The organism is Anoxybacillus ayderensis (genome assembly GCF_000833605.1).
Lineage (GTDB): Bacteria > Bacillota > Bacilli > Bacillales > Anoxybacillaceae > Anoxybacillus > Anoxybacillus ayderensis.
The window spans coordinates 52635-73976 of record NZ_JXTG01000010.1; the positions used below are offsets into that span (position 1 = coordinate 52635).

A 21342-nucleotide genomic window follows, 5' to 3' on the forward strand; every position below is an offset into this window, starting at 1 on the left:
CTTTTAAACGAAAATTTTCTCTTGCAGTGAAAAAGAGCAATATGATAATCTTTATTCAGAAAATGTTAGGCTCCTTGGAGAATAATAGGCAAATTGCATGATTTTGCTGAAAAAATGTTGAATTATGAGCAAGAATCAGTTAATATAAGGCATGTTAATGTATAGAAACAATAGAAAGTGTAAACAACTGAAAGTAATGTATGATACATACGCTTTGGGAGGAGGTGAATGGCATGAACAAAACGGAATTAATTAATGCGGTAGCTGAAGCAAGCGGTCTTTCTAAAAAGGATGCATCTAAAGCAGTTGATGCTGTTTTTGACGCGATTACAGAAGCGCTTAAAAACGGTGATAAAGTGCAATTAATCGGTTTTGGTAACTTCGAAGTGCGTGAGCGTGCGGCGCGCAAAGGACGCAACCCGCAAACAGGAGAAGAAATCGAAATTGCTGCAAGCAAAGTTCCTGCTTTCAAACCTGGGAAAGCGTTAAAAGATGCTGTAAAGTAAGAAATTACATACAGCCAAGAGGTAGCCGGTTGCGAGCTACCTCTTCTTTTTTGCCTTTTTTCATCTTTATATGCTAGAATCGGATTACGTGAAGTTGAATGCTAGGAGGATGCAACAAATGAATGTAGAACAAATCGAACAGGCTGTCCGCTTAATTTTAGAAGCGATTGGAGAAGATCCGAATCGCGAAGGGTTGCTCGATACACCGAAGCGAGTGGCGAAAATGTATGCAGAAGTGTTTTCAGGCTTGAATGAAGATCCGAAAATACATTTGCAAACGGTGTTTAGTGAAGATCATGAAGAGCTTGTCCTCGTTAAAGATATTCCGTTTTATTCCATGTGTGAACATCATCTCGTCCCGTTTTTCGGCGTGGCTCATGTCGCATACATCCCGCGTGGCGGCAAAGTCACAGGGTTAAGCAAACTCGCACGAGCAGTCGAAACAGTGGCGCGCCGTCCGCAGTTACAAGAACGAATTACGGCAACGGTCGCTGATGCGATTATGGAGACGCTCGAGCCGCATGGAGTGATGGTTGTTGTTGAGGCAGAACATATGTGCATGACGATGCGCGGCGTGAAAAAACCAGGAGCGAAAACGGTCACAACTGCGGTTCGTGGAACGCTTGCAACGGACGAGAAAGCACGTGCTGAAATATTAGCGCTCATTAAGTAGGAGGGATCATGATGCAAGGAGATTATGTCGTCATTAAAGCGTTAGAGGACGGAGTGAACGTCATTGGATTGACACGCGGTTCAGATACGCGTTTCCACCATTCAGAAAAGCTCGATCAAGGGGAAGTGCTCATTGCACAATTTACGGAGCATACATCAGCGATCAAAGTGCGCGGAAAAGCGCTGATTCAAACGCAGCACGGTGAAATCCAATCTGATGCGAAAAATCATCGTTAACGTAAAGGCAGTTTATGATATAATAAAGTTTGAGTTTTTGGGAAGCAAGGGTGATGAGTCATGGATATGCAACAGCAAATGGAACAAGTACGAACGCGCATTCAACGGGCAATTGCCCATTCGTATGTCGATCGCTATATACAGCCACGTATCGTAGACGAAGATCGCATATTGTTTGCTCTTTCTATGCTACGTTCGGCTCAAGTGGACGCAAACATCGCACTCGATTATGTGTTTGCCATGATGTTCATTCAGCTCGCCCTTGATACCCATGATGAAATAGATGAGCAACAAACGATACAACAAAGGCAATTAACAGTGCTTGCGGGAGATTTATATAGCGGATTGTATTACGAGTTTTTAGCGCGACGGCATGACATTTCACTCATTCGTCGCTTTGCTGAAGCGATCAAAGAGATCAATATACAAAAAATTCGTTTACGGCAACTATCCTTGGATGATCTTGAGCGCTTTCATTGCATCGGTGTCATTGAGTCCGCCTTGCTTTGTAAGCTTGCAGAGCATGTTCATGCTGATGAATGGGGAGAATTAGCGTATTACTTGTTCTCGCTGAAACGCGTTCATCGTGATGGAGCGAAATCGAAAGCATCGATAGATTATATCGACTACTGTAAGCGGAAATTACAAGATCTTCTTCCGCTTCATATACACGAAGAGGTAAAAGAGCGGTTTTCTCATCTCCTCGCTTGATTTCAGTTGAAAGAAGGGGATTTTTATGCAACAGTCGAAAGAAGAACGTGTTCATCGCGTATTTGAAAAAATTTCAGATCATTATGATCGCATGAACTCAGTCATTAGCTTTAAACGTCATGTCGCATGGCGAAAAGATACGATGAGACGAATGAATGTACAAAAAGGAGCGAAAGCGCTCGATGTATGCTGTGGAACAGCAGATTGGACGATTGCGTTGGCGGAAGCGGTCGGACCGAGCGGCGAAGTGTACGGGCTTGATTTTAGTCGCAATATGCTAAAAGTAGGGGAAGAAAAAGTAAAAGAGCGCGGGTTTCAACATGTGACGCTCGTGCACGGAAACGCGATGAACTTACCGTTTCCTGACAACACGTTTGACTATGTGACGATTGGTTTCGGATTGCGTAACGTTCCCGACTATATGACCGTATTAAAAGAAATGTATCGCGTAGCAAAGCCAGGTGGAAAAGTCGTTTGTTTAGAAACGTCACAGCCAACGCTCATCGGTTTTCGACAACTGTACTATGCATATTTTCGTTACATCATGCCTTTTTTCGGGAAAATTTTCGCGAAAAGTTATGAAGAATACTCGTGGTTGCAAGAATCGGCACGTGAATTTCCGGGAATGGACGAGCTAGCAGACATGTTTCGCCAAGCTGGTCTCGTGCGTGTACAAGTGAAACCGTATACGTTCGGAGTGGCAGCGATGCATCTCGGATATAAACCTGATGGACGTTAAGGTGAATAGTGATGAAGCTAAAAGCGATGTATTCGTTTTTAAATGGAGATTTAAACCGAATTGAAGAACAATTAAAAATGACGGTGCAAACGTCTGATCCGCTCGTCAATGAAGCATCGTTGCATTTGCTTGAGGCGGGCGGAAAGCGCATTCGTCCGGTTTTTGTTTTACTTGGTGGACAATTTGGCACATATCATTTTGAGAAAATGAAACGGGTAGCTGTTGCTCTTGAACTCATTCATATGGCTTCTCTTGTCCATGATGATGTCATTGATGGCGCGATGTTACGACGCGGAAAAGAGACGATTCAAGCGAAATGGGGCGACCAATTTGCGATGTACGTTGGCGATTATTTGTTCGCTCGAGCGCTTGAACAAATGTGTGAAATTGATGATCCTGTTGCCCATCATATTTTAGCGAAAACCATCGTCGAAGTATGTCGTGGAGAAATCGAACAAATTAGCGACAAATATCGCTTTGACCAAAATTTGCGTCGCTATTTACAACGAATCAAAAGAAAAACAGCTCTACTTATTGCGGCAAGCTGTCAGCTTGGTGCCGTCGTTGCAGGGGCGCCTGAAGCGGTTCATAAAAAGTTGTATTGGTTTGGCTATTACGTTGGAATGTCTTTTCAAATTACAGACGATATTCTTGACTTTATCGGAACAGAAAAACAACTCGGCAAGCCAGCAGGCAGCGATTTATCGCAAGGAAATGTGACGCTCCCTGTTTTGTACGCGATGAAGGAACAGACGTTAAAAGAACAAATTATAAAAGTAAACGAACATACAACAAGTCATGAAATGGCGCACGTGATTGATGGCATTAAGCGAACAGACGCCATTGAAAAATCATATGAGCTCGGAGATCGCTACTTACAAAAAGCACTTCACACATTACAAAAACTGCCACGCAACCGTGCTTGGACGGCACTTTACAACATTGCGAAATATATCGGAAAACGGAAATATTAGACGTATGAAAAGAAAAAATTAAATCGTTTTCATGGCGAATATTGCTAATTTGCATACAAGGTGGTATAATTGCGGAGGAGTGAATTCCAATACATAACGTATCAGGGGTGGAGAATTCGTCATGGAAAGAACATTTCTAATGGTCAAACCAGATGGGGTACAACGCGGTGTCATTGGTGACATCGTTGCGCGTTTTGAGCGCAAAGGCTTTCAGCTTGTAGGCGCAAAGCTCATGCAAGTATCGCGCGAGCTTGCTGAACAACATTACGCAGAGCATAAAGAGCGCCCGTTTTTTGGTGAACTTGTTGAATTTATTACGTCCGGTCCAGTATTTGCGATGGTATGGGAAGGCGAAAACGTCATCGCTACAGCTCGTCAAATGATGGGGAAAACAAACCCGCAAGAAGCGTTGCCTGGGACGATTCGTGGTGACTTCGGTTTAACGGTCGGAAAAAATATTATTCACGGTTCTGACTCAAAAGAGAGCGCAGCGCGCGAAATTCAACTATTTTTCAAAGAAGAAGAGCTCGTTTCTTACAGCAAACTGATGAACGAGTGGATATACTAATAAAAAGGTAGGCACACGCCTATCTTTATTTTTTTATTTCTGTTTTTTCACATTTTCGTTATACTGTATTTATGAAAGAAAAGGAAGAGGAGTTTTTTGTATGAGTGATTATCAACAATTTATTGCAAACGTGAAACGAAAAACAGGTATTGATTTAGCGTTGTATAAAGAAGCGCAAATGAAACGGCGCTTAACTTCTCTGTACGAAAAAAAAGGATTTAAAAATTTCGATGAATTTTTTCGGGCGATGAATCATGATCAAGCGTTGTTCCATGAGTTTTTAGATCGCATGACGATTAATGTATCTGAATTTTTCCGCAATGTGAAACGATGGGAAGTGCTTGAAAAAAAGATTATTCCAAAACTTCTTGAAAAAAACAAACGATTAAAAGTATGGAGCGCTGCCTGCTCGACAGGAGAAGAGCCGTATACGTTGGCCATCATTTTGTCCAAATTTATGCCGCTATCGCAAGTCAGTGTGCTAGCGACTGACATTGATGATAACGCAATGGCTCGGGCGAAGCTCGGCATTTATATGGAGCGTTCCCTTCAAGAAGTGCCAGAAGATGTAAAGAAAAAATTTTTTGTCAAAGAAGGATCTCATTACAAAATTATTGATGACATTAAACGAACGGTCACATTTAAAAAACATAATTTGCTTGCCGACCCGTTTGATGCGAATTTCGACTTAATCGTTTGCCGCAACGTGCTCATTTACTTTACGGAAGAAGCAAAACACGAATTGTATTTGAAATTTAATGGCGCTCTTCGTCCGGGAGGAATATTTTTTGTCGGTAGCACGGAACAAATTTTTAATCCGACTGCATACGGTTTTGAAGTGGAAGATACGTTTTTTTATCGAAAAATGTAGCCGCGGCCGAACTCGGTCGCTTTCTGTGTAATTAAGGGGTTACGTCTGTAGAAAAAATGTGCTATATTCATACATAATCGCTTTAAAGAGATGAAGGGAGAGAGGGAATTGCGGTATTTAACAGCTGGTGAGTCTCACGGTCCACAACTCACAACAATTATTGAAGGTGTTCCGGCAGGATTGACGCTTTTCGCAGAGCATATTAACGAAGATTTAGCGCGTCGGCAAAAAGGATACGGTCGCGGACGACGCATGCAAATTGAAAAAGACGAAGTGAAAATTTTAAGCGGGGTGCGACACGGGAAAACGCTCGGTTCTCCAATTACCCTTGTCGTTGAAAATCGCGATTGGAAACATTGGACGAACATTATGGGCATTGAACCGTTAGTTGACGATACAGAAGAAGTGAAAAGAAAAGTGACGCGTCCACGTCCAGGGCATGCAGATTTAAATGGGGCGATAAAATACGGCCACCGCGATATGCGCAATGTGTTAGAGCGCTCGTCAGCGCGTGAAACAACGGTGCGCGTCGCTGCTGGTGCGGTAGCGAAACGAATTTTGTCGGAGTTAGGCATTCGTATCGCAAGCCACGTCGTTGAAATTGGAGGAGTCAAGGCGGAGCATATCGCATATACATCGCTTGAAGAGTTGCAACGAGTGACAGAGCAATCTCCTGTTCGCTGCTTTGATGCAGAAGCGGAAAAAAAGATGATGGCGGCCATTGATGAAGCGAAAGAAAAAGGTGATTCGATCGGTGGAATTGTCGAAGTCATTGTGGAAGGTGTTCCGACTGGCGTTGGAAGCTACGTCCATTATGATCGCAAGTTAGATGCAAAAATTGCCGCAGCTATTGTAAGCATTAATGCGTTTAAAGGAGTTGAGTTTGGCATCGGCTTTGAAGCGGCACGCCGCTTCGGAAGTGAAGTGCATGACGAAATTATATGGAGCAAAGAAACGGGATATACGCGAAAAACGAATCGACTTGGCGGATTTGAAGGTGGCATGACGACAGGGATGCCAATCGTTGTGCGCGGGGTGATGAAGCCGATTCCGACGTTATATAAACCGCTTATGAGTGTCGATATTGAAACGAAAGAACCGTTTGCCGCAAGCATTGAACGTTCAGATAGTTGCGCTGTCCCTGCCGCAAGCGTTGTCGCTGAAGCAGTAGTGGCGTGGGAAATTGCCGCAGCCATTGTCGAACAATTTGGACAAGATCGCATGGATCTGATTATCCAAAATGTCGAAAACATGCGTCGGTACGCAAAGGAGTTTTAATGATGAAACGCATTCACATCGCTACGCCGTCGAAACGATATGAAGTCGTCATTGGGAATGAATTATTGCACATGATGGATCGGATGATTGATCGCGTTTGCCCGCATGTGACAGCTGTGCTCATCATTACAGATGAAACGGTCGCTTCGCTTTATTTAGCTGATGTGCAACAAGCTCTTCATCAAACATATGACCGTGTGTACGCGCATGTGATTCCAAGCGGGGAAGAGGCGAAGTCGTTTGAACAATTTTATGCTTGTCATACCGCAGCGTTAACAAACCATTTAGATCGTGATTCATTAATTGTTGCCCTCGGCGGAGGGGTCGTTGGAGATTTAGCTGGTTTTGTCGCAGCGACATATATGCGTGGCATTCGGTTTGTTCAAGTGCCGACAACGTTATTAGCGCACGATAGCGCTGTTGGAGGAAAAACGGCCATCAATCATCCGCTTGGGAAAAATATGATTGGTGCTTTTTATCAGCCTGAACTCGTTTTTTATGATATTTCTCTTCTGTCCACCCTCCCAAAAAGAGAAATGCGATCTGGTTTTGCGGAAATTATTAAACATTCCTTAATTTATGATCGCGCTTTTTTTGGCTGGTTACAAGCGAACGTAGAAAAGATAGAGGATTTGAATGGCGAACGATTACAATATGCGATTCAAAGAGGAATTGAAATTAAAGCGGCAGTTGTCTCACAAGATGAGAAAGAGCATGGGGTTCGCGCCCACTTGAACTTCGGTCATACGCTTGGTCATGCGCTAGAAAGCGAGCTCGGGTACGGAGTGATGACGCATGGAGATGCGGTTGCCCTCGGGATGTTATTTGCCATTTTTGTCAGTGAACGTTTTTACAACCAACCGCTTTTTTACTCGTCGTTTCGGACGTTATTTCATCATTACGGCTTTCCGACTTCGCTTCCATCACACGTATCGCCTGAACGTTTGCTTGAAAAAATGAAAAAAGATAAAAAGGCGAAAGATCAAACGGTGCGCATGGTGTTAATGAAAGAGATCGGAACGGTATGTGTAGAACAGATAAGCGATGAACAATTGTTGCAATGGTTATACGCGTTTGCCGAAGAAGGAGGGGAAACATGTGATTCGAGCGATTCGCGGGGCAACGACTGTGAGCAATAACGATGAACGAGAGATTGTCGATGAAACGAAACGATTGTTAATAGAAATGATCCGCCAAAACGATGTGAACGCAGAAGACGTCGTATCGGTACTCATTTCGATGACCGATGATTTAAACGCCACGTTCCCGGCGAAAGCGTTGCGTCATCTCGATGGATGGACGTATGTTCCAGTGATGTGTATGCGCGAAATTAACGTTCCGCATGCATTACCGAAATGTATTCGCGTCATGATGACTGTACATACGAAGCGAGCGCAGCAAGATATTCATCACGTATATTTACGCGATGCAATCCAGCTTCGGCCGGATCTGCAGTTGACAAAAAAGTCAGACATATAATATGATGGTTTATAAGTTAGCTGAGTAGAGTAAGAGTTGAGTAGAGAATGAGTGAGAGCGGAGCAGAGGATCGTTAAGGTACGTATGCCTAAAGACTGCCCGTCTTTAGGCTTTTTTGTTTCCTCTTTGTTTCCCCTCATGTTCATTCTCCGAGAAAGGAGAACGATCATGAATATATCTACATTTTTGCAGACAGCTTCCCAATTTCGGACGATTCCGATTGTGCGTCGGTTTTTCGCTGACACGCTTCAACCGATTCAACTATTTATGTCTTTACGCGATGAGGCAGCCTTTTTGCTTGAAAGTGGAGACGACGTGTCGCCTTGGTCTCGCTATTCATTCATCGGCATTCGGCCGTTCATGTCCATTGAAAGCGATGATGGCAAACAATTTTTTGTAAAAGAACAAAAACAAGTGTTAGCGTGCACCGGGACGATTCAAGAGGCGTTTGCTATTATGCAGCAACATCTTCACGTTCAACTGTTATCATTAGACGTTCCATTTCGTGGGGGAGCTGTTGGTTATATTAGCTACGATTTTATTTCTTCTATTGAGAAAGTTCCTTATCATGCGTATAACGATTTACAAATGAAAATCGTTCATTTCGTCGTTTGTGAATCACTTTTTGCGTTTGATCATGTAAAAAAAGAGTTGTTGCTTATCCATTATGTGCGTGTACAAGAAACAGATGACGAGGCAAAGCGAGTAGAAAAGTATGAAGCTGCATGTCGAACAATCGATGAGCTTGCGCGCAAAATGGTTCAAGGCTGTAATGAACAAGCACATATGATGTTCGATCGAAATATTTCGGTTTCGTTTGATCGTGTTCATTCGAATATGGATCGACAGACGTTTTATAAAGCGGTGGAAAACATTCAATCATACATTGCAAGCGGAGATGTGTTTCAAACGGTTTTGTCGCAACGATTTGCGATCGAAACGTCCATTGATGGACTTGAGCTATATCGATTATTGCGTCTATTAAATCCATCGCCGTATTTATTTTATTTACAACTCGGTGAAGAACAAATTATCGGCAGCTCTCCGGAAAAGCTCATCCAAGTACGAAATCGGGAACTTGAGATCGATCCGATCGCTGGCACGCGTCGTCGCGGAAAAGATGAACGAGAAGATGCTGTGCTTATGAATGAGTTGCTTCATGACCCAAAAGAGCGAGCGGAACATTATATGCTTGTCGATCTTGCCCGCAATGATATTGGTCGCGTCGCTATGTATGGAACGGTTCGTACACCGCAATTTATGCAAGTGGGGAAGTTCTCGCATGTCATGCATTTAATTTCAAAAGTAACGGGAACGCTTCGGAAAGACGTTCATCCGCTTGATGCGTTAATCGCTGCTTTTCCTGCTGGAACGGTGAGCGGGGCACCGAAAATTCGTGCGATGCAAATTATTCAAGAGTTAGAACCGACGGCACGCAACGTATATGCAGGGGCGATTGCATATATCGGCTTCGACGGCAATATTGACTCGTGCATCGCCATTCGAACGGCGGTGTTAAAAAATAAAGTAGCATATGTGCAAGCAGGGGCGGGAGTCGTTGCTGATTCATTGCCCGAGCTAGAATGGAAAGAAACGAGAAATAAAGCGAGCGCTTTAATTCATGCGATTCAGCTTGCAGAGCACGTATTTAAAGGAGGAGAACAACGTGTTTGAACAGTTGCTGCATAAATGTGCGAGAAGCGAAACGTTAACGGAGCATGAGGCGTATGAAGCGATGCATGCGATGATGAGCGGGGAAGTGGATGAAAAGCAAGTGGCAGCTTTTTTAGCTTTATTACGGTTTCGCGGTGAAACGGTCGATGAGCTTGTCGGCTTTATTCAGGCGATGCGCGACCGAATGCGGACGGTTTCCCTTGGGGAATCGGTGATCGATACGTGTGGAACAGGTGGAGACGGAAAAGGGACGTTTAACATTTCGACAGCCGTCGCTTTGCTTGTTGCTTCGCTCGATGTCGCAGTTGCAAAACATGGGAATCGGGCGGTTTCATCAAAGAGTGGAAGCGCAAATGTCATTGAACATTTTCACATTCCGATGCCGAAAACGGAAGAAGAAGCAAAAAAAGCGTTGCGTACACATCGACTCGTCTTTTTATTTGCTCCATTTTATCACGAAGCGATGAAGCACGTTGCCCCTGTTCGTCAAAGTTTAAAAATGCGAACGGTATTTAATTTGCTTGGACCGCTCGTTAATCCGGCTCAACCGAAACGACAAGTGATTGGTGTACATGATGAAAAAGATGCGCGAAAAATGGCGGAAGCGTTGTGGCGAATCGGAACCGAACATGCCGTATTCGTTACAAGCCGCGACGGCTTAGACGAATGTAGCATTGCTGCCGAAACAAAACTCATTGAACTAAAAAACGGACATATGATTGAACGCATCATCGCTCCCGAACATGTAGGTTTACCGCGCGGGCGGTTGTCCGACATATGTGTTCATAGTGTAGATGAAAGTGCCCAACTCATTGAGCGCGTGTTTGCAAACTGCGCGAATGAAAGTGCAACTCATGTTGTTTTACTAAATGCGGGTGTTGCTTTATATGTCGCTGGTGTTGTGTCGAATATTTCAGATGGAGTAAATATGGCAAAACGTGCGATTGAGAACGGCAATGCATATGCGTATTTACAAAGATTAAGAGGTGAACTATATGCTTGAAACGATTTTGCAAACGAAAAGAGAAGAAGTGGCATCGTTACAATTACCAGAACCGTGCGAACGATTTTCTCGTCGCTCGTTTTATGACGCATTAGCAAAGCCGCATCGCTTTTTAGGGTTAATTGCGGAAGTGAAAAAAGCATCGCCGTCGAAAGGCGTCATTCGACAACATATGAATGTCGTTGATATTGCACGTGCATATGAACAAGCAGGTGCGGATGCTGTGTCTGTATTAACAGATGAACGATATTTTGCTGGTCATCGCTCATATGTCACGCAGGTGAAAAAACATATTCAAATACCGGTTTTACGTAAAGACTTTATTATTGATCGCAAACAGCTTGTTGAAAGTGTCCGTATTGGGGCAGATGCAATTTTGCTCATCGGTGAGGCGCTCGATCCAAGTGTTTTACACGAATTATATGAAGAAGCGCACGAAATGGGATTGCACTGTTTAGTGGAAGTGCATGCTCCAAACACGGTAGAGGCCATTTTAAAACGGTTCACACCGAAAGTGATCGGCATTAATAACCGTGACTTAATGACGTTTCATACATCGCTTCATGTAACAAAACAAATCGTTCCGCTATTGCCAAATTGCATCATTGTTAGTGAAAGCGGCATCCACACATTCGATGATGTGCAGACGGTACAACAAGCAGGTGCACATGCGATGCTCGTCGGCGAAGCGCTCATGCGCAAGCCAGATGTTCGGGCGGCTGTTTATGAATTGTTTGGGGAGCGTTGTGTATGACCGTTTTGAAATATTGTGGCAATCGCTCGTTGCAAGATGTGCAACTTGTTGCAAAAAGCGAAGCAGACTACATCGGATTCGTGTTTGCTGAAAGTAAGCGGAAGGTCAAACCGCAACATGTAAAAAGATGGCTATCTGTCGTTCAACTAGAAACGAAACAAATTGTTGGCGTCTTCGTTCATCCAACAATGACGTCTGTCGCTTCTGTTCTTGCGCACGTTCCTTTATCGATCATTCAATGTCATGGGATGGAGACGATACAAACGGTAAAGCAATTAAAAGAAACGTTCCAACTTCCTGTTTGGAAAGTCATCCATCATGCTCCAGAGGCGTGGACATATATGCGCGCTTGGAAAGGAATCGCGGACGGTTTTGTTATTGATAGCGGTCGGAAAGGAGCGTGGGGTGGAACAGGCATTTCGTTTGATTGGCGCGTTGTTCCTTATTACATGGAAGAAGCGAGTCGTCAAGGTGTACCTTGTTTCATTGCAGGAGGCATTACACCAGATAACGTCGAACAGTTGTTGATGTATGAGCCGTTCGGGATAGACATGAGTAGCGGAATTGAAGAAAATGAGCGGAAAAGTGAACAAAAAATAAAAACCATTGAACAGAAGGTGAAAACATGTTGACATTACCAAATGAACGTGGCCGTTTTGGGATGTTTGGTGGAAAATTTGTGCCTGAAACATTAATGCGTCCGTTAGCTGACATCGAACAACAATTATATGAAGCGTTAGCGGATCCTTCGTTTCACGCTGAATATATGCGTCATTTGTATGAATATTCGGGACGACCGACCGCTTTAACGTTTGCAAAAAACTTGACAGAACGATTAGGCGGGGCGAAAATGTACTTTAAACGTGAAGACTTGAACCATACAGGTGCTCATAAAATTAACAATGCCATTGGTCAGGCGTTGTTAGCGAGACGAATGGGAAAACGAAAAATTATTGCTGAAACAGGGGCAGGGCAACATGGAGTAGCTGCGGCGACCGTTGCCGCTCGTTTTGGCATGGAATGCAAAGTATTTATGGGCGAAGAAGATGTGAAACGGCAAGCATTAAATGTCTTTCGCATGAAATTGCTTGGTGCGCAAGTCATTCCGGTGACAAGTGGCAATCGTACGTTAAAAGATGCGACAAATGAAGCGATTCGTTATTGGGTCGAGCATTGTGATGATCATTTTTACATGATTGGCTCTGTCGTTGGACCTCATCCGTATCCGATGATGGTACGGGAATTTCAACGCATTATCGGGGAAGAAGCGCGCGAACAAATGTTAAAAGCAGAAGGAAAACTTCCTCATACAATTATCGCTTGTGTTGGTGGAGGGAGTAACGCGATCGGCATGTTTCATCCATTTTTAGACGATGACGTGGAATGTATCGGTGTTGAAGCGGCTGGAAAAGGTGTGCATACAACGGAACACGCCGCCACAATCACAAAAGGAACAAAAGGTGTCATTCACGGTTCGCTCACATACGTATTGCAAGATGAGCACGGTCAAATTACAGAACCGTATTCGATTTCAGCCGGTTTAGATTATCCAGGTGTCGGACCGGAGCATGCGTATTTAGCACACATTGGACGCGTTCGCTATGAAAGTGTCACAGATGAAGAAGCGATCGCTGCCCTTCAAATGACAGCAGAAATGGAAGGGATCATCCCAGCTATCGAGTCCGCACACGCGCTCGCCAAAGCGTTTCAAATCGCTCCCCTTCGCTCACGAGAGGAAATCATTCTCGTTTGTTTATCAGGAAGAGGGGATAAAGATGTGCAGACAGTGATGAACTATTTGGAAGGGGATGAACAGGAATGAAACATTTTATTCCATTTATCGTGGCGGGCGATCCGTGTGAAGAAGTGACGATTGATTTAGCGATCGCTCTTGAGCAGACAGGGGCAACGATGTTAGAGCTTGGCGTTCCTTATTCTGATCCGCTTGCAGACGGACCGATTATTCAGCGAGCAGCGAGTCGGGCGTTGAAAAATGGCATGACGTTAACAAAAGCGCTTACTCTCATCGGTCAAATGCGAAAAAAAGGTGTAAAAATTCCGATTATTGTCTTTACGTATTATAATCCTGTGTTACAATTAGGAGAAGAACGCTTTTTTGCTTTAGCGCAACAAAACGGTGCGAGCGGTGTGCTCATTCCAGATTTGCCTTTCGAAGAGAGCGAGCATATGAGAACGTTAGGCGAAACGTACGACATCCCTTATATTTCACTTGTCGCTCCAACGTCTAATGAACGCATCGCGATGATTGCATCGAAAGCACAATCGTTTTTATATTGTGTTTCATCATTAGGTGTCACAGGTGTTCGGGACTCGTTGCCGACAAAATTGCACGAATTTTTGCAACAAGTGAAATCATATAGCCGTGTTCCCGTTGTCGTCGGATTCGGCATTTCGACAGCAGAACAAGTGGAGCGACTTCAGCATGTATGTGATGGAATCGTCATCGGCAGCGCCATTGTACAAAAAATTGAACAACTTCAAGACGAATTGAACGATGTGCATACACGTCAAGAGGCGCTTCGCGTTTTTTCACAATACGTCGCTTCGCTCATTGAACCACTGAAAATGAGGGTGAGAAAAAATGAAAGTGAAACAACAACTAAAACAACTAAAACCGTATCAACCGGGCAAACCGATTGAAGAAGTAAAACGCGAATATCAATTAGAAACGGTCATTAAGTTAGCATCAAATGAAAATCCGTACGGTTGCTCATCGCTCGTTCAGCAAGCGATCACTGCCGAGCTTGCTCATTTGGCGTTGTACCCTGACGGATATAGCCGAGCGTTGCGCGAGGCGCTCGCTAAGCATGTTGGCGTCAATGAAAAGCAACTCATTTTTGGAAACGGGTCGGATGAAGTTGTTCAAATGATTTGTCGCGCTTTTTTACAAAAAGGAACGAACACGGTGATGGCTACACCAACGTTTCCGCAATATCGTCATAACGCGATCATCGAAGGTGCAGAAGTGCGTGAAATTCCGCTTCGAGACGGACATCATCATTTAGAAGCGATGCTTGAAGCGATCGATGACGATACGCGCGTCGTTTGGATTTGTAGCCCAAACAATCCGACAGGTACGTATGTCAATGACGCTTCTTTGCGTGCATTTTTAGAAAAAGTACCGAAACATGTGCTCGTCGTTGTCGATGAAGCGTATTATGAATACGTGCAAGCGGATGACTATCCAAATACCGTTTCTTTGCTTCAACAATATGAAAATATAATGATTTTACGCACGTTTTCAAAAGCATACGGGTTAGCCGCGCTTCGTATCGGATACGGCATTGGACATGAGCATATGTTACAAGCGATGGAGCCAGCACGCGAGCCATTTAATACATCACGTCTTGCGCAAGTCGCTGCATTAGCCGCATTAAACGACCAAACATTTATTCAACAATGTGTCCAAAAAAATAAACAAGGGTTAAACGAATTTTATTCTTTTTGTGATCAATACGGTTTGCACTACTACAAGTCCGAGGGAAATTTCATTTTAATTGATTTTGGCTTTAGCGGTGATGAAGTGTTTACGTATTTGCTTCAACGTGGCATCATTGTACGTTCAGGATGCGCTCTCGGTTTTCCGACAGCTGTGCGCATTACAGTCGGATCGGCAGAACAAAACGAAACGATCATCCGAGCGTTAACAAACATGTTGAAAGAAAGAAGGGAAAAACTTTGCGAGGAAACGTTTTAATTGCCGGTCTCGGCTTAATTGGCGGTTCGATTGCGCTTGCGATCAAGCGGGTGCATCCGGACGCGACAATGATTGGGTATGACGTATCAGGCGAGTCGTTGCGTTTGGCTCGCTCACTTGGCGTAATTGATGAAGCGGTACCGTCGTTTGCTCATGCGGCTTGTGAGGCGGATGTCATCGTGCTTGCTGCACCTGTTGCCCAAACGGAACAATTGCTTCGTGAATTAGTCGCTCTTCCTTTACGACCAGACGTCATTGTCACAGATGTTGGGAGTACGAAAGAGCGCATTGTGAAACAAGCATGGCCGTTATTAGAACAAGGAGTCACGTTTATCGGCGGACATCCGATGGCCGGTTCACATAAAAGCGGAGTTGCGGCTGCGCGGGCACACTTGTTCGAAAATGCCTTTTACATTTTAACACCGACAGAACATGTAAAAGAAGAACAAATCACGCGATTAAAGCGATGGCTTGAAGGAACGAAAGCACACTTTGTTACATTAACACCGAAAGAACATGATCGCATCGCTGGCGTCATTAGCCACTTTCCGCACATCATTGCGGCAAGCCTCGTTCACCAAGCGCAACAGTACGAACGGGAAGATGAGCTTGTGAGTCGATTAGCGGCAGGTGGTTTTCGTGATATTACGCGCATTGCTTCTAGCAACCCAGAAATGTGGCGCGATATTTTCATACATAATAAAGAGGAATTGCTACATTTGTTTGATCGTTGGATAGAGGAAATGAAAAAAATTCGTACGTACGTTGCGGACGGTGATAGCGAACGGATTTATCAATACTTTCGTGAGGCGAAACAGTTTCGTGATGGGCTGCCTGTCCGAACGAAAGGAGCGATTCCTTCCTTTTACGATTTATATGTTGATGTGCCAGACTATCCGGGGGTTATTTCTGAAATTACCGGTTATTTGGCAAAAGAGCGTATTAGCATTACGAATATTCGCATCATCGAAACGCGGGAAGATATTTACGGCGTGCTTCGTTTAAGTTTTCAAACAGACGATGATCGGCAACGCGCGAAACATTGCATCGAAGCGAATACGAACTACGAAACGTATGTTGTGTAAAAGAGGGTGAGATTGTGAATTTAAAAACAAATGTCCATGCATTACGAGGAGAAATTGCTGTTCCAGGTGATAAGTCCATTTCTCACCGTGCCGTTATGTTTGGAGCATTGGCGAATGGAACGACACGGGTGACCAACTTTTTAACAGGGGAAGATTGTTTAAGCACCATCGATTGTTTTCGGAAAATGGGTGTAGCCATTACGCAACAAGGAAATGAAGTGATCATTGAAGGAAAAGGAATCGACGGGTTAAAAGAACCTACACATATATTAAACGTCGGCAACTCAGGTACAACTACCCGTTTATTGTTAGGGATTTTAGCTGCTTGTCCGTTTCATGCTTGTTTAATTGGGGATGATTCGATTGCTAAACGGCCGATGGATCGTGTCACAAAACCGTTAAAACAAATGGGCGCACACATCGATGGAAGGGAACAAGGACGATATACACCGTTAGCGGTACGTGGCGGACAACTCCAGCCCATCACATATCATTCCCCAGTTGCAAGCGCGCAAGTGAAATCGGCCATTTTGCTTGCAGGATTGCATGCGGACGGAACGACGACAGTAATCGAACCACACCAATCGCGCGATCATACCGAGCGAATGTTGCGGGCATTTGGTGCAGAGGTGTGTGTGGACGGATTGAGCGTCTCTATTACAGGACGGCAAACGCTTCGCGCGATCGATATAGAAGTGCCGGGAGATATTTCTTCAGCAGCTTTCTTTTTAGTGGCTGGTGCGATCGTTCCAAACAGCGAAATTACGCTAAAGCATGTCGGAATAAACCCGACGCGCACAGGGATTATTGATGTGTTGAAAAATATGGGAGCAGACATTTCCATTGAAAATGTTCGCCACGAAGAAAGTGAACCGGTAGCTGACATTACTGTTCGCACATCGACGTTAAAGGCAACGCATATTGGTGGTGACATCATTCCTCGATTAATTGATGAAATTCCAATTATTGCTCTTTTGGCGACGCAAGCAGAAGGAACGACAGTCATTACAGATGCGAGCGAGTTGAAAGTGAAAGAGACAGATCGAATTGCGACGGTCGTGTCTGAATTGCGAAAGCTTGGCGCACACATTGAAGCGACAGAAGACGGAATGATTATTCATGGGAAAACGCCGCTACATGCGAACGATGTCCTCGTCGATAGTTATGGCGACCATCGCATCGGCATGATGTTAGCGATCGCATCGTGCATCACAAAAGGACATGTTACTCTTCAACGTCCGGAAGCGATTGCGGTGTCATATCCGACGTTTTTTGACCATCTCCGCATGTTACAAAGCTGATTCGATCATGGATCAGCTTCTTTTTTTGCATGCTTATTTGTTCGATGGTATGATAAAGCGTGACGATATGAATGATAAGGGTGAGATTGATGGGAAAACTAGATGAAATCGTGCAACTTGTTGAACAAGGTGACGTTGAACGTGCGTTAGCGCTTGTGGAGCAAGTGAAACAAAACGGAAGCGATGAAGAGCGATATATGCTAGCGGATCACTTGTTTTCATGGGGGTTTTTAGAAGAAGCAGAAGCGCTCGTTCACCTGCTGCTTGCGCGCTATCCAGATGAACGTGAATTGCAACTTTTTTTAGCAGAAATATATACAGAAATGGATAAAGAGGAAGAAGCGCTTGAGTTGTTGATTGATATAGAAGAAGACGATCCGTATTACGTGCGCGCATGCTTGCTAATGGCGGATCTTTATCAAATGCAAGGATTAGATGAAGTAAGTGAACAAAAACTATTAAAAGCGTACGAAAAAATGCCAAACGAACCACTTGTTCAATTTGCGTTAGCTGAGCTATATTTTACGAGCGGACAATATCAAAAAAGCTTGCCGTATTATGAGCAAGTCATGAAGCAAACAAAGACGATGGCAGGCACAGTGCTCGCTCAACGTATGGCGGAAGCCTATAGTTTGCTAGGTGAATTTGAACAAGCGATGGTTTATTATGAACAAGCATTAAATGAACGTTTCGATGCTCACACGTTATTCCAATACGGATTTACGGCATATCAAGCGGAAGCATATAAAACAGCGATTGCCAAACTAAGTGAGTTAAAGGCGCTTGATCGCGAATACGTGCCGCTTTATTTATTTTTAGCAAAATCGTATGAACAAGAAGGAGATATACAACAAAGTTACGAAATAGCAAAAGAAGGGTTAACGATTGATGAATGGAATAAAGAATTGCTCGTATATGCTGGAAAAATTGCATTGAAGCTTGGGAAGCGGGAAGAAGCGATCGGGTATATCGAGCAAGCGCTTCGTATCGATCCAGGCTATTTAGAAGCGTTGTTCATACAGACAAGCTTGCTGTTTCACGAAGAACGGTACGAAGATGTCGTCCGTATCATTCAACAAGCGCTCGATCAAGGGGAATACGATCCGCAATTTGAGTGGGAGCTTGCGAAAGCGAAGCAAAAGCTTGAAATGTATGATCAGGCATTAAATCATTATGAAGAGGCATATACTTTTTTTAAAGATGACCCAAACTTTTTATATGATTTTGGCTATTTTTTATTTGAGGAGGGGAGAAGAGAAAAGGCGAAAGACATATTTGAACAACTATTGCGTATTGATCCGACAAACGAAGAGATTGCCCACATGATGTTGCAATTTGAATGAAGATGTCATTCGGATGCAAGGGGGAAAGGGAATGGTTTCTGTCCGGGAGAAAAAAGAGTTCGTGCGCTGGTTTTTGAATAATTACCAATTAAAACGGCGCGAATGTGTATGGATTTTAAACTATTTACTTAGCCATGATGCGCTAATGGAAAAAGTGCATTTTGTAGAACATGCTGAATATTGCCCGCGCGGCATGATGATGTCGACACATTGTGTAGACGACGTACCGTTTCGGTTTTATAAGCAAAACGTCATCACGACGGATGCAGAAAAATCGTTTCACGACATTCGGTTAAACCGCGATGAAGACATTTACATTCAATTAAACTTTCGCGGGGCCTTTCATTCGCCACAATATGTGGCGGTGCTTGAAGAAAATCCGTACATGCCAAAACGGGTGAATAAACAAGATGAACAACTGGTAGAAACAATCGTTCATCAATCGATTCAACATTTTCAACGGCAAAAAATTATGCGATTAATTGACGAGGCGCTTGATCAGCAAGATGAACAAAAATTTCGCGAGCTGACCGAACAATTAAAAGCGTTGCGTTAACCTCGTGGTTTCGCAACGCTTTTTACGATGCATATATTTTTCACAAAATGTTCAAAAAAATACATATGCGTTTCGTGTAAGATGGAAACATAAGGAGTGGTTTCAATGAAATGGACAGCAAAAGATGTAGATGCGTATCATCAAGCAAAAGAGTATGTTGATACAGCGCTCGTTCCGTGCATACCGATAGGAAGCACAAATATGAAAGCGTTTGCTGAAATGAGCGAGCATACGTTGTTTATTACAAATGAAGTAGAACGACAGTTTAAAGGGAGGGTGATGCTATTTCCACCATTGACATATTTCGTACAAGAACAAATCCAAGCGCGCGTGCATGAATGGACAAACGTGCTTAAACAAGCGGGATTTCAACATGTATGTTTTGTCACTTCACATGCGGACGTTGCTGATGATTCGTTTATTTATGTACCAGCGCTTCCGCTTGAACATGCGGATGAGGAATATAAGCAAAAAGTTGCTCGTCAACAAGTGGAACAAGTAATGGATGCGTTAGTCGCAAAATGGACGTTAAAAAATTAGATAGCGTTTACACTATCATTATATTGACCTTGGTGGAAACATGATATATCATTAGGTTGTCCTAGTTTTATATATGTGTTATAACAATTCGTCCGGATGGACTTAACTTCGCATAGAGGGGGGAAAACGATGAGCGAGAAAAAGCATCGCGTGTCAAGACGGCAATTTTTAAACTACACGTTAACAGGTGTAGGCGGATTTATGGCGGCTGGCATTTTATCACCGATGGTGCGCTTCGCCTTAGATCCGATCTTGAAAGAAGAAGCTGGGCAAGATATGGTTGCGGTTGCCCAAGTAAAAGACATTACGACAGAGCCACAGCGCTTTGACTTTAAAGTAAAAGTAAAAGACGCGTGGTACGAATCAGAAGAGCCAAGATCTGCTTGGGTATTTAAAGATGAAAAAGGGGATATCGTTGCGCTATCACCAATTTGTACACATCTTGGCTGTACGGTAAACTGGAACGGTGAAAAAAGCAATCCGAACCGTTTCTTCTGTCCTTGTCACTACGGTTTATATGAAAAGGACGGAACGAACGTGCCGAACACACCGCCAACGGCTCCATTGCATCGATATGAGTACGAAGTAAAAGATGGCACGTTGTATTTAGGGAAAGCGAAACCACGAGGGGAGGCGTAATACATGCTTAATAAGATTTATGATTGGGTTGACGAACGGCTAGATATTACGCCTTTGTGGCGCGATATCGCAGACCATGAAGTGCCAGAGCACGTAAACCCTGCGCATCACTTTTCTGCCTTTGTTTACTGCTTTGGTGGATTAACATTTTTCGTGACAGTCATTCAAATTTTATCTGGTATGTTTTTAACGATGTATTACGTACCAGATATTAAAAACGCTTGGGAATCTGTTTATTACTTACAAAACGAAGTAGCCTTTGGACAAATTGTGCGCGGCATGCATCACTGGGGAGCAAGTCTCGTTATCGTGATGATGTTTTTACATACGTTGCGCGTATTTTTCCAAGGTGCTTACAAAAAGCCACGTGAATTAAACTGGATCGTTGGCGTACTTATTTTTATGGTCATGATGGGTCTTGGTTTCACAGGCTACTTATTGCCTTGGGATATGAAAGCGCTCTTTGCGACGAAAGTAGGATTGCAAATTGCTGAGGCGACACCAGTAATCGGTCCAGCGATTAAAACGTTATTAGCGGGTCATCACGAAATCGTTGGGGCACAAACGTTAACGCGCTTCTTTGCGATTCACGTCTTCTTCTTGCCTGGAGCGTTATTAGGATTAATGGCTGCACACTTCTTAATGATTCGGAAACAAGGAATTTCTGGTCCACTGTAAAATTTAGCATAAGGGA

At 43.7% G+C, this 21342-nt stretch carries 25 protein-coding genes; all 25 read left to right on the forward strand.

Annotation, left to right across the window (positions count from 1 at the left end; genetic code table 11):
* Positions 1–233: 233 nt before the first annotated feature.
* On the forward strand, positions 234–506 hold the full coding sequence (locus JV16_RS09685) for an HU family DNA-binding protein (RefSeq protein WP_003394524.1): 273 nt from the start codon (positions 234–236) through the stop codon (positions 504–506).
* 109 nt (positions 507–615) lie between these two features.
* Complete coding sequence (gene folE, locus JV16_RS09690; protein ID WP_035063241.1) at positions 616–1179, forward strand: GTP cyclohydrolase I FolE; 564 nt, start codon at positions 616–618, stop codon at positions 1177–1179.
* An 8-nt stretch (positions 1180–1187) separates the two neighbouring features.
* Entirely contained in the window at positions 1188–1415 is a 228-nt protein-coding gene (gene mtrB, locus JV16_RS09695; protein WP_004889838.1) for a trp RNA-binding attenuation protein MtrB, read from the forward strand.
* 60 nt (positions 1416–1475) lie between these two features.
* A complete protein-coding gene (locus JV16_RS09700) occupies positions 1476–2126 on the forward strand; it encodes a heptaprenyl diphosphate synthase component 1 (RefSeq protein ID WP_042535563.1) in 651 nt (216 codons plus the stop codon).
* A gap of 25 nt (positions 2127–2151) precedes the next feature.
* Positions 2152–2865: a demethylmenaquinone methyltransferase gene (locus JV16_RS09705; protein WP_021095013.1), complete on the forward strand. Its 714-nt coding sequence runs from the start codon at positions 2152–2154 to the stop codon at positions 2863–2865.
* Positions 2866–2876: 11 nt separating this feature from the next.
* Positions 2877–3839, forward strand: a complete 963-nt coding sequence (gene hepT, locus JV16_RS09710) for a heptaprenyl diphosphate synthase component II (RefSeq protein ID WP_021095012.1) — start codon at positions 2877–2879, stop codon at positions 3837–3839.
* 121 nt (positions 3840–3960) lie between these two features.
* The gene (gene ndk, locus JV16_RS09715) at positions 3961–4407 is read left to right on the forward strand and encodes a nucleoside-diphosphate kinase (protein WP_009373682.1); all 447 of its coding nucleotides are present in this window, start codon (positions 3961–3963) and stop codon (positions 4405–4407) included.
* Between the two features lie 100 nt (positions 4408–4507).
* The gene (locus JV16_RS09720; RefSeq protein WP_021095011.1) at positions 4508–5278 is read left to right on the forward strand and encodes a CheR family methyltransferase; all 771 of its coding nucleotides are present in this window, start codon (positions 4508–4510) and stop codon (positions 5276–5278) included.
* A 108-nt stretch (positions 5279–5386) separates the two neighbouring features.
* Complete coding sequence (aroC, locus tag JV16_RS09725; RefSeq protein ID WP_021095010.1) at positions 5387–6556, forward strand: chorismate synthase; 1170 nt, start codon at positions 5387–5389, stop codon at positions 6554–6556.
* Positions 6556–7695, forward strand: coding sequence for a 3-dehydroquinate synthase (gene aroB, locus JV16_RS09730; protein WP_021095009.1), 1140 nt, complete (start codon positions 6556–6558; stop codon positions 7693–7695). Before aroC ends, aroB begins: the two co-directional genes overlap by 1 nt.
* Positions 7655–8035, forward strand: coding sequence for a chorismate mutase (gene aroH, locus JV16_RS09735; protein ID WP_021095008.1), 381 nt, complete (start codon positions 7655–7657; stop codon positions 8033–8035). Before aroB ends, aroH begins: the two co-directional genes overlap by 41 nt.
* A gap of 168 nt (positions 8036–8203) precedes the next feature.
* Positions 8204–9709 carry an anthranilate synthase component I gene (gene trpE, locus JV16_RS09740; RefSeq protein WP_021095007.1) on the forward strand — a complete coding sequence of 502 codons (1506 nt, stop codon included), beginning with the start codon at positions 8204–8206 and terminating at the stop codon, positions 9707–9709.
* A complete protein-coding gene (trpD, locus tag JV16_RS09745) occupies positions 9702–10712 on the forward strand; it encodes an anthranilate phosphoribosyltransferase (RefSeq protein WP_021095006.1) in 1011 nt (336 codons plus the stop codon). The genes trpE and trpD overlap by 8 nt, the downstream gene beginning before the upstream one ends.
* Positions 10705–11466 (forward strand): indole-3-glycerol phosphate synthase TrpC, encoded by a 762-nt coding sequence (gene trpC / locus JV16_RS09750; RefSeq protein WP_021095005.1) that lies wholly within the window; start codon positions 10705–10707, stop codon positions 11464–11466. Before trpD ends, trpC begins: the two co-directional genes overlap by 8 nt.
* Complete coding sequence (locus JV16_RS09755) at positions 11463–12098, forward strand: phosphoribosylanthranilate isomerase (protein ID WP_042535565.1); 636 nt, start codon at positions 11463–11465, stop codon at positions 12096–12098. Before trpC ends, JV16_RS09755 begins: the two co-directional genes overlap by 4 nt.
* Positions 12092–13288 carry a tryptophan synthase subunit beta gene (trpB, locus tag JV16_RS09760; RefSeq protein ID WP_042535567.1) on the forward strand — a complete coding sequence of 399 codons (1197 nt, stop codon included), beginning with the start codon at positions 12092–12094 and terminating at the stop codon, positions 13286–13288. Before JV16_RS09755 ends, trpB begins: the two co-directional genes overlap by 7 nt.
* Positions 13285–14127, forward strand: coding sequence for a tryptophan synthase subunit alpha (trpA, locus tag JV16_RS09765; RefSeq protein ID WP_021095002.1), 843 nt, complete (start codon positions 13285–13287; stop codon positions 14125–14127). The genes trpB and trpA overlap by 4 nt, the downstream gene beginning before the upstream one ends.
* Entirely contained in the window at positions 14069–15184 is a 1116-nt protein-coding gene (gene hisC / locus JV16_RS09770; RefSeq protein ID WP_021095001.1) for a histidinol-phosphate transaminase, read from the forward strand. Before trpA ends, hisC begins: the two co-directional genes overlap by 59 nt.
* Positions 15166–16269 carry a prephenate dehydrogenase gene (locus tag JV16_RS09775; RefSeq protein ID WP_042535569.1) on the forward strand — a complete coding sequence of 368 codons (1104 nt, stop codon included), beginning with the start codon at positions 15166–15168 and terminating at the stop codon, positions 16267–16269. Before hisC ends, JV16_RS09775 begins: the two co-directional genes overlap by 19 nt.
* Positions 16270–16283: 14 nt before the next feature.
* A complete protein-coding gene (gene aroA / locus JV16_RS09780) occupies positions 16284–17570 on the forward strand; it encodes a 3-phosphoshikimate 1-carboxyvinyltransferase (protein ID WP_042535571.1) in 1287 nt (428 codons plus the stop codon).
* A gap of 89 nt (positions 17571–17659) precedes the next feature.
* A complete protein-coding gene (locus JV16_RS09785) occupies positions 17660–18913 on the forward strand; it encodes a tetratricopeptide repeat protein (RefSeq protein ID WP_042535573.1) in 1254 nt (417 codons plus the stop codon).
* A gap of 31 nt (positions 18914–18944) precedes the next feature.
* Positions 18945–19469, forward strand: coding sequence for a ReoY family proteolytic degradation factor (locus JV16_RS09790; protein WP_021094997.1), 525 nt, complete (start codon positions 18945–18947; stop codon positions 19467–19469).
* A 105-nt stretch (positions 19470–19574) separates the two neighbouring features.
* Positions 19575–20009: a YpiF family protein gene (locus tag JV16_RS09795; protein ID WP_021094996.1), complete on the forward strand. Its 435-nt coding sequence runs from the start codon at positions 19575–19577 to the stop codon at positions 20007–20009.
* A 129-nt stretch (positions 20010–20138) separates the two neighbouring features.
* Positions 20139–20648, forward strand: coding sequence for a Rieske (2Fe-2S) protein (locus tag JV16_RS09800; protein ID WP_021094995.1), 510 nt, complete (start codon positions 20139–20141; stop codon positions 20646–20648).
* 3 nt (positions 20649–20651) lie between these two features.
* On the forward strand, positions 20652–21326 hold the full coding sequence (gene qcrB, locus JV16_RS09805; RefSeq protein ID WP_006319468.1) for a menaquinol-cytochrome c reductase cytochrome b subunit: 675 nt from the start codon (positions 20652–20654) through the stop codon (positions 21324–21326).
* Positions 21327–21342: the final 16 nt, after the last annotated feature.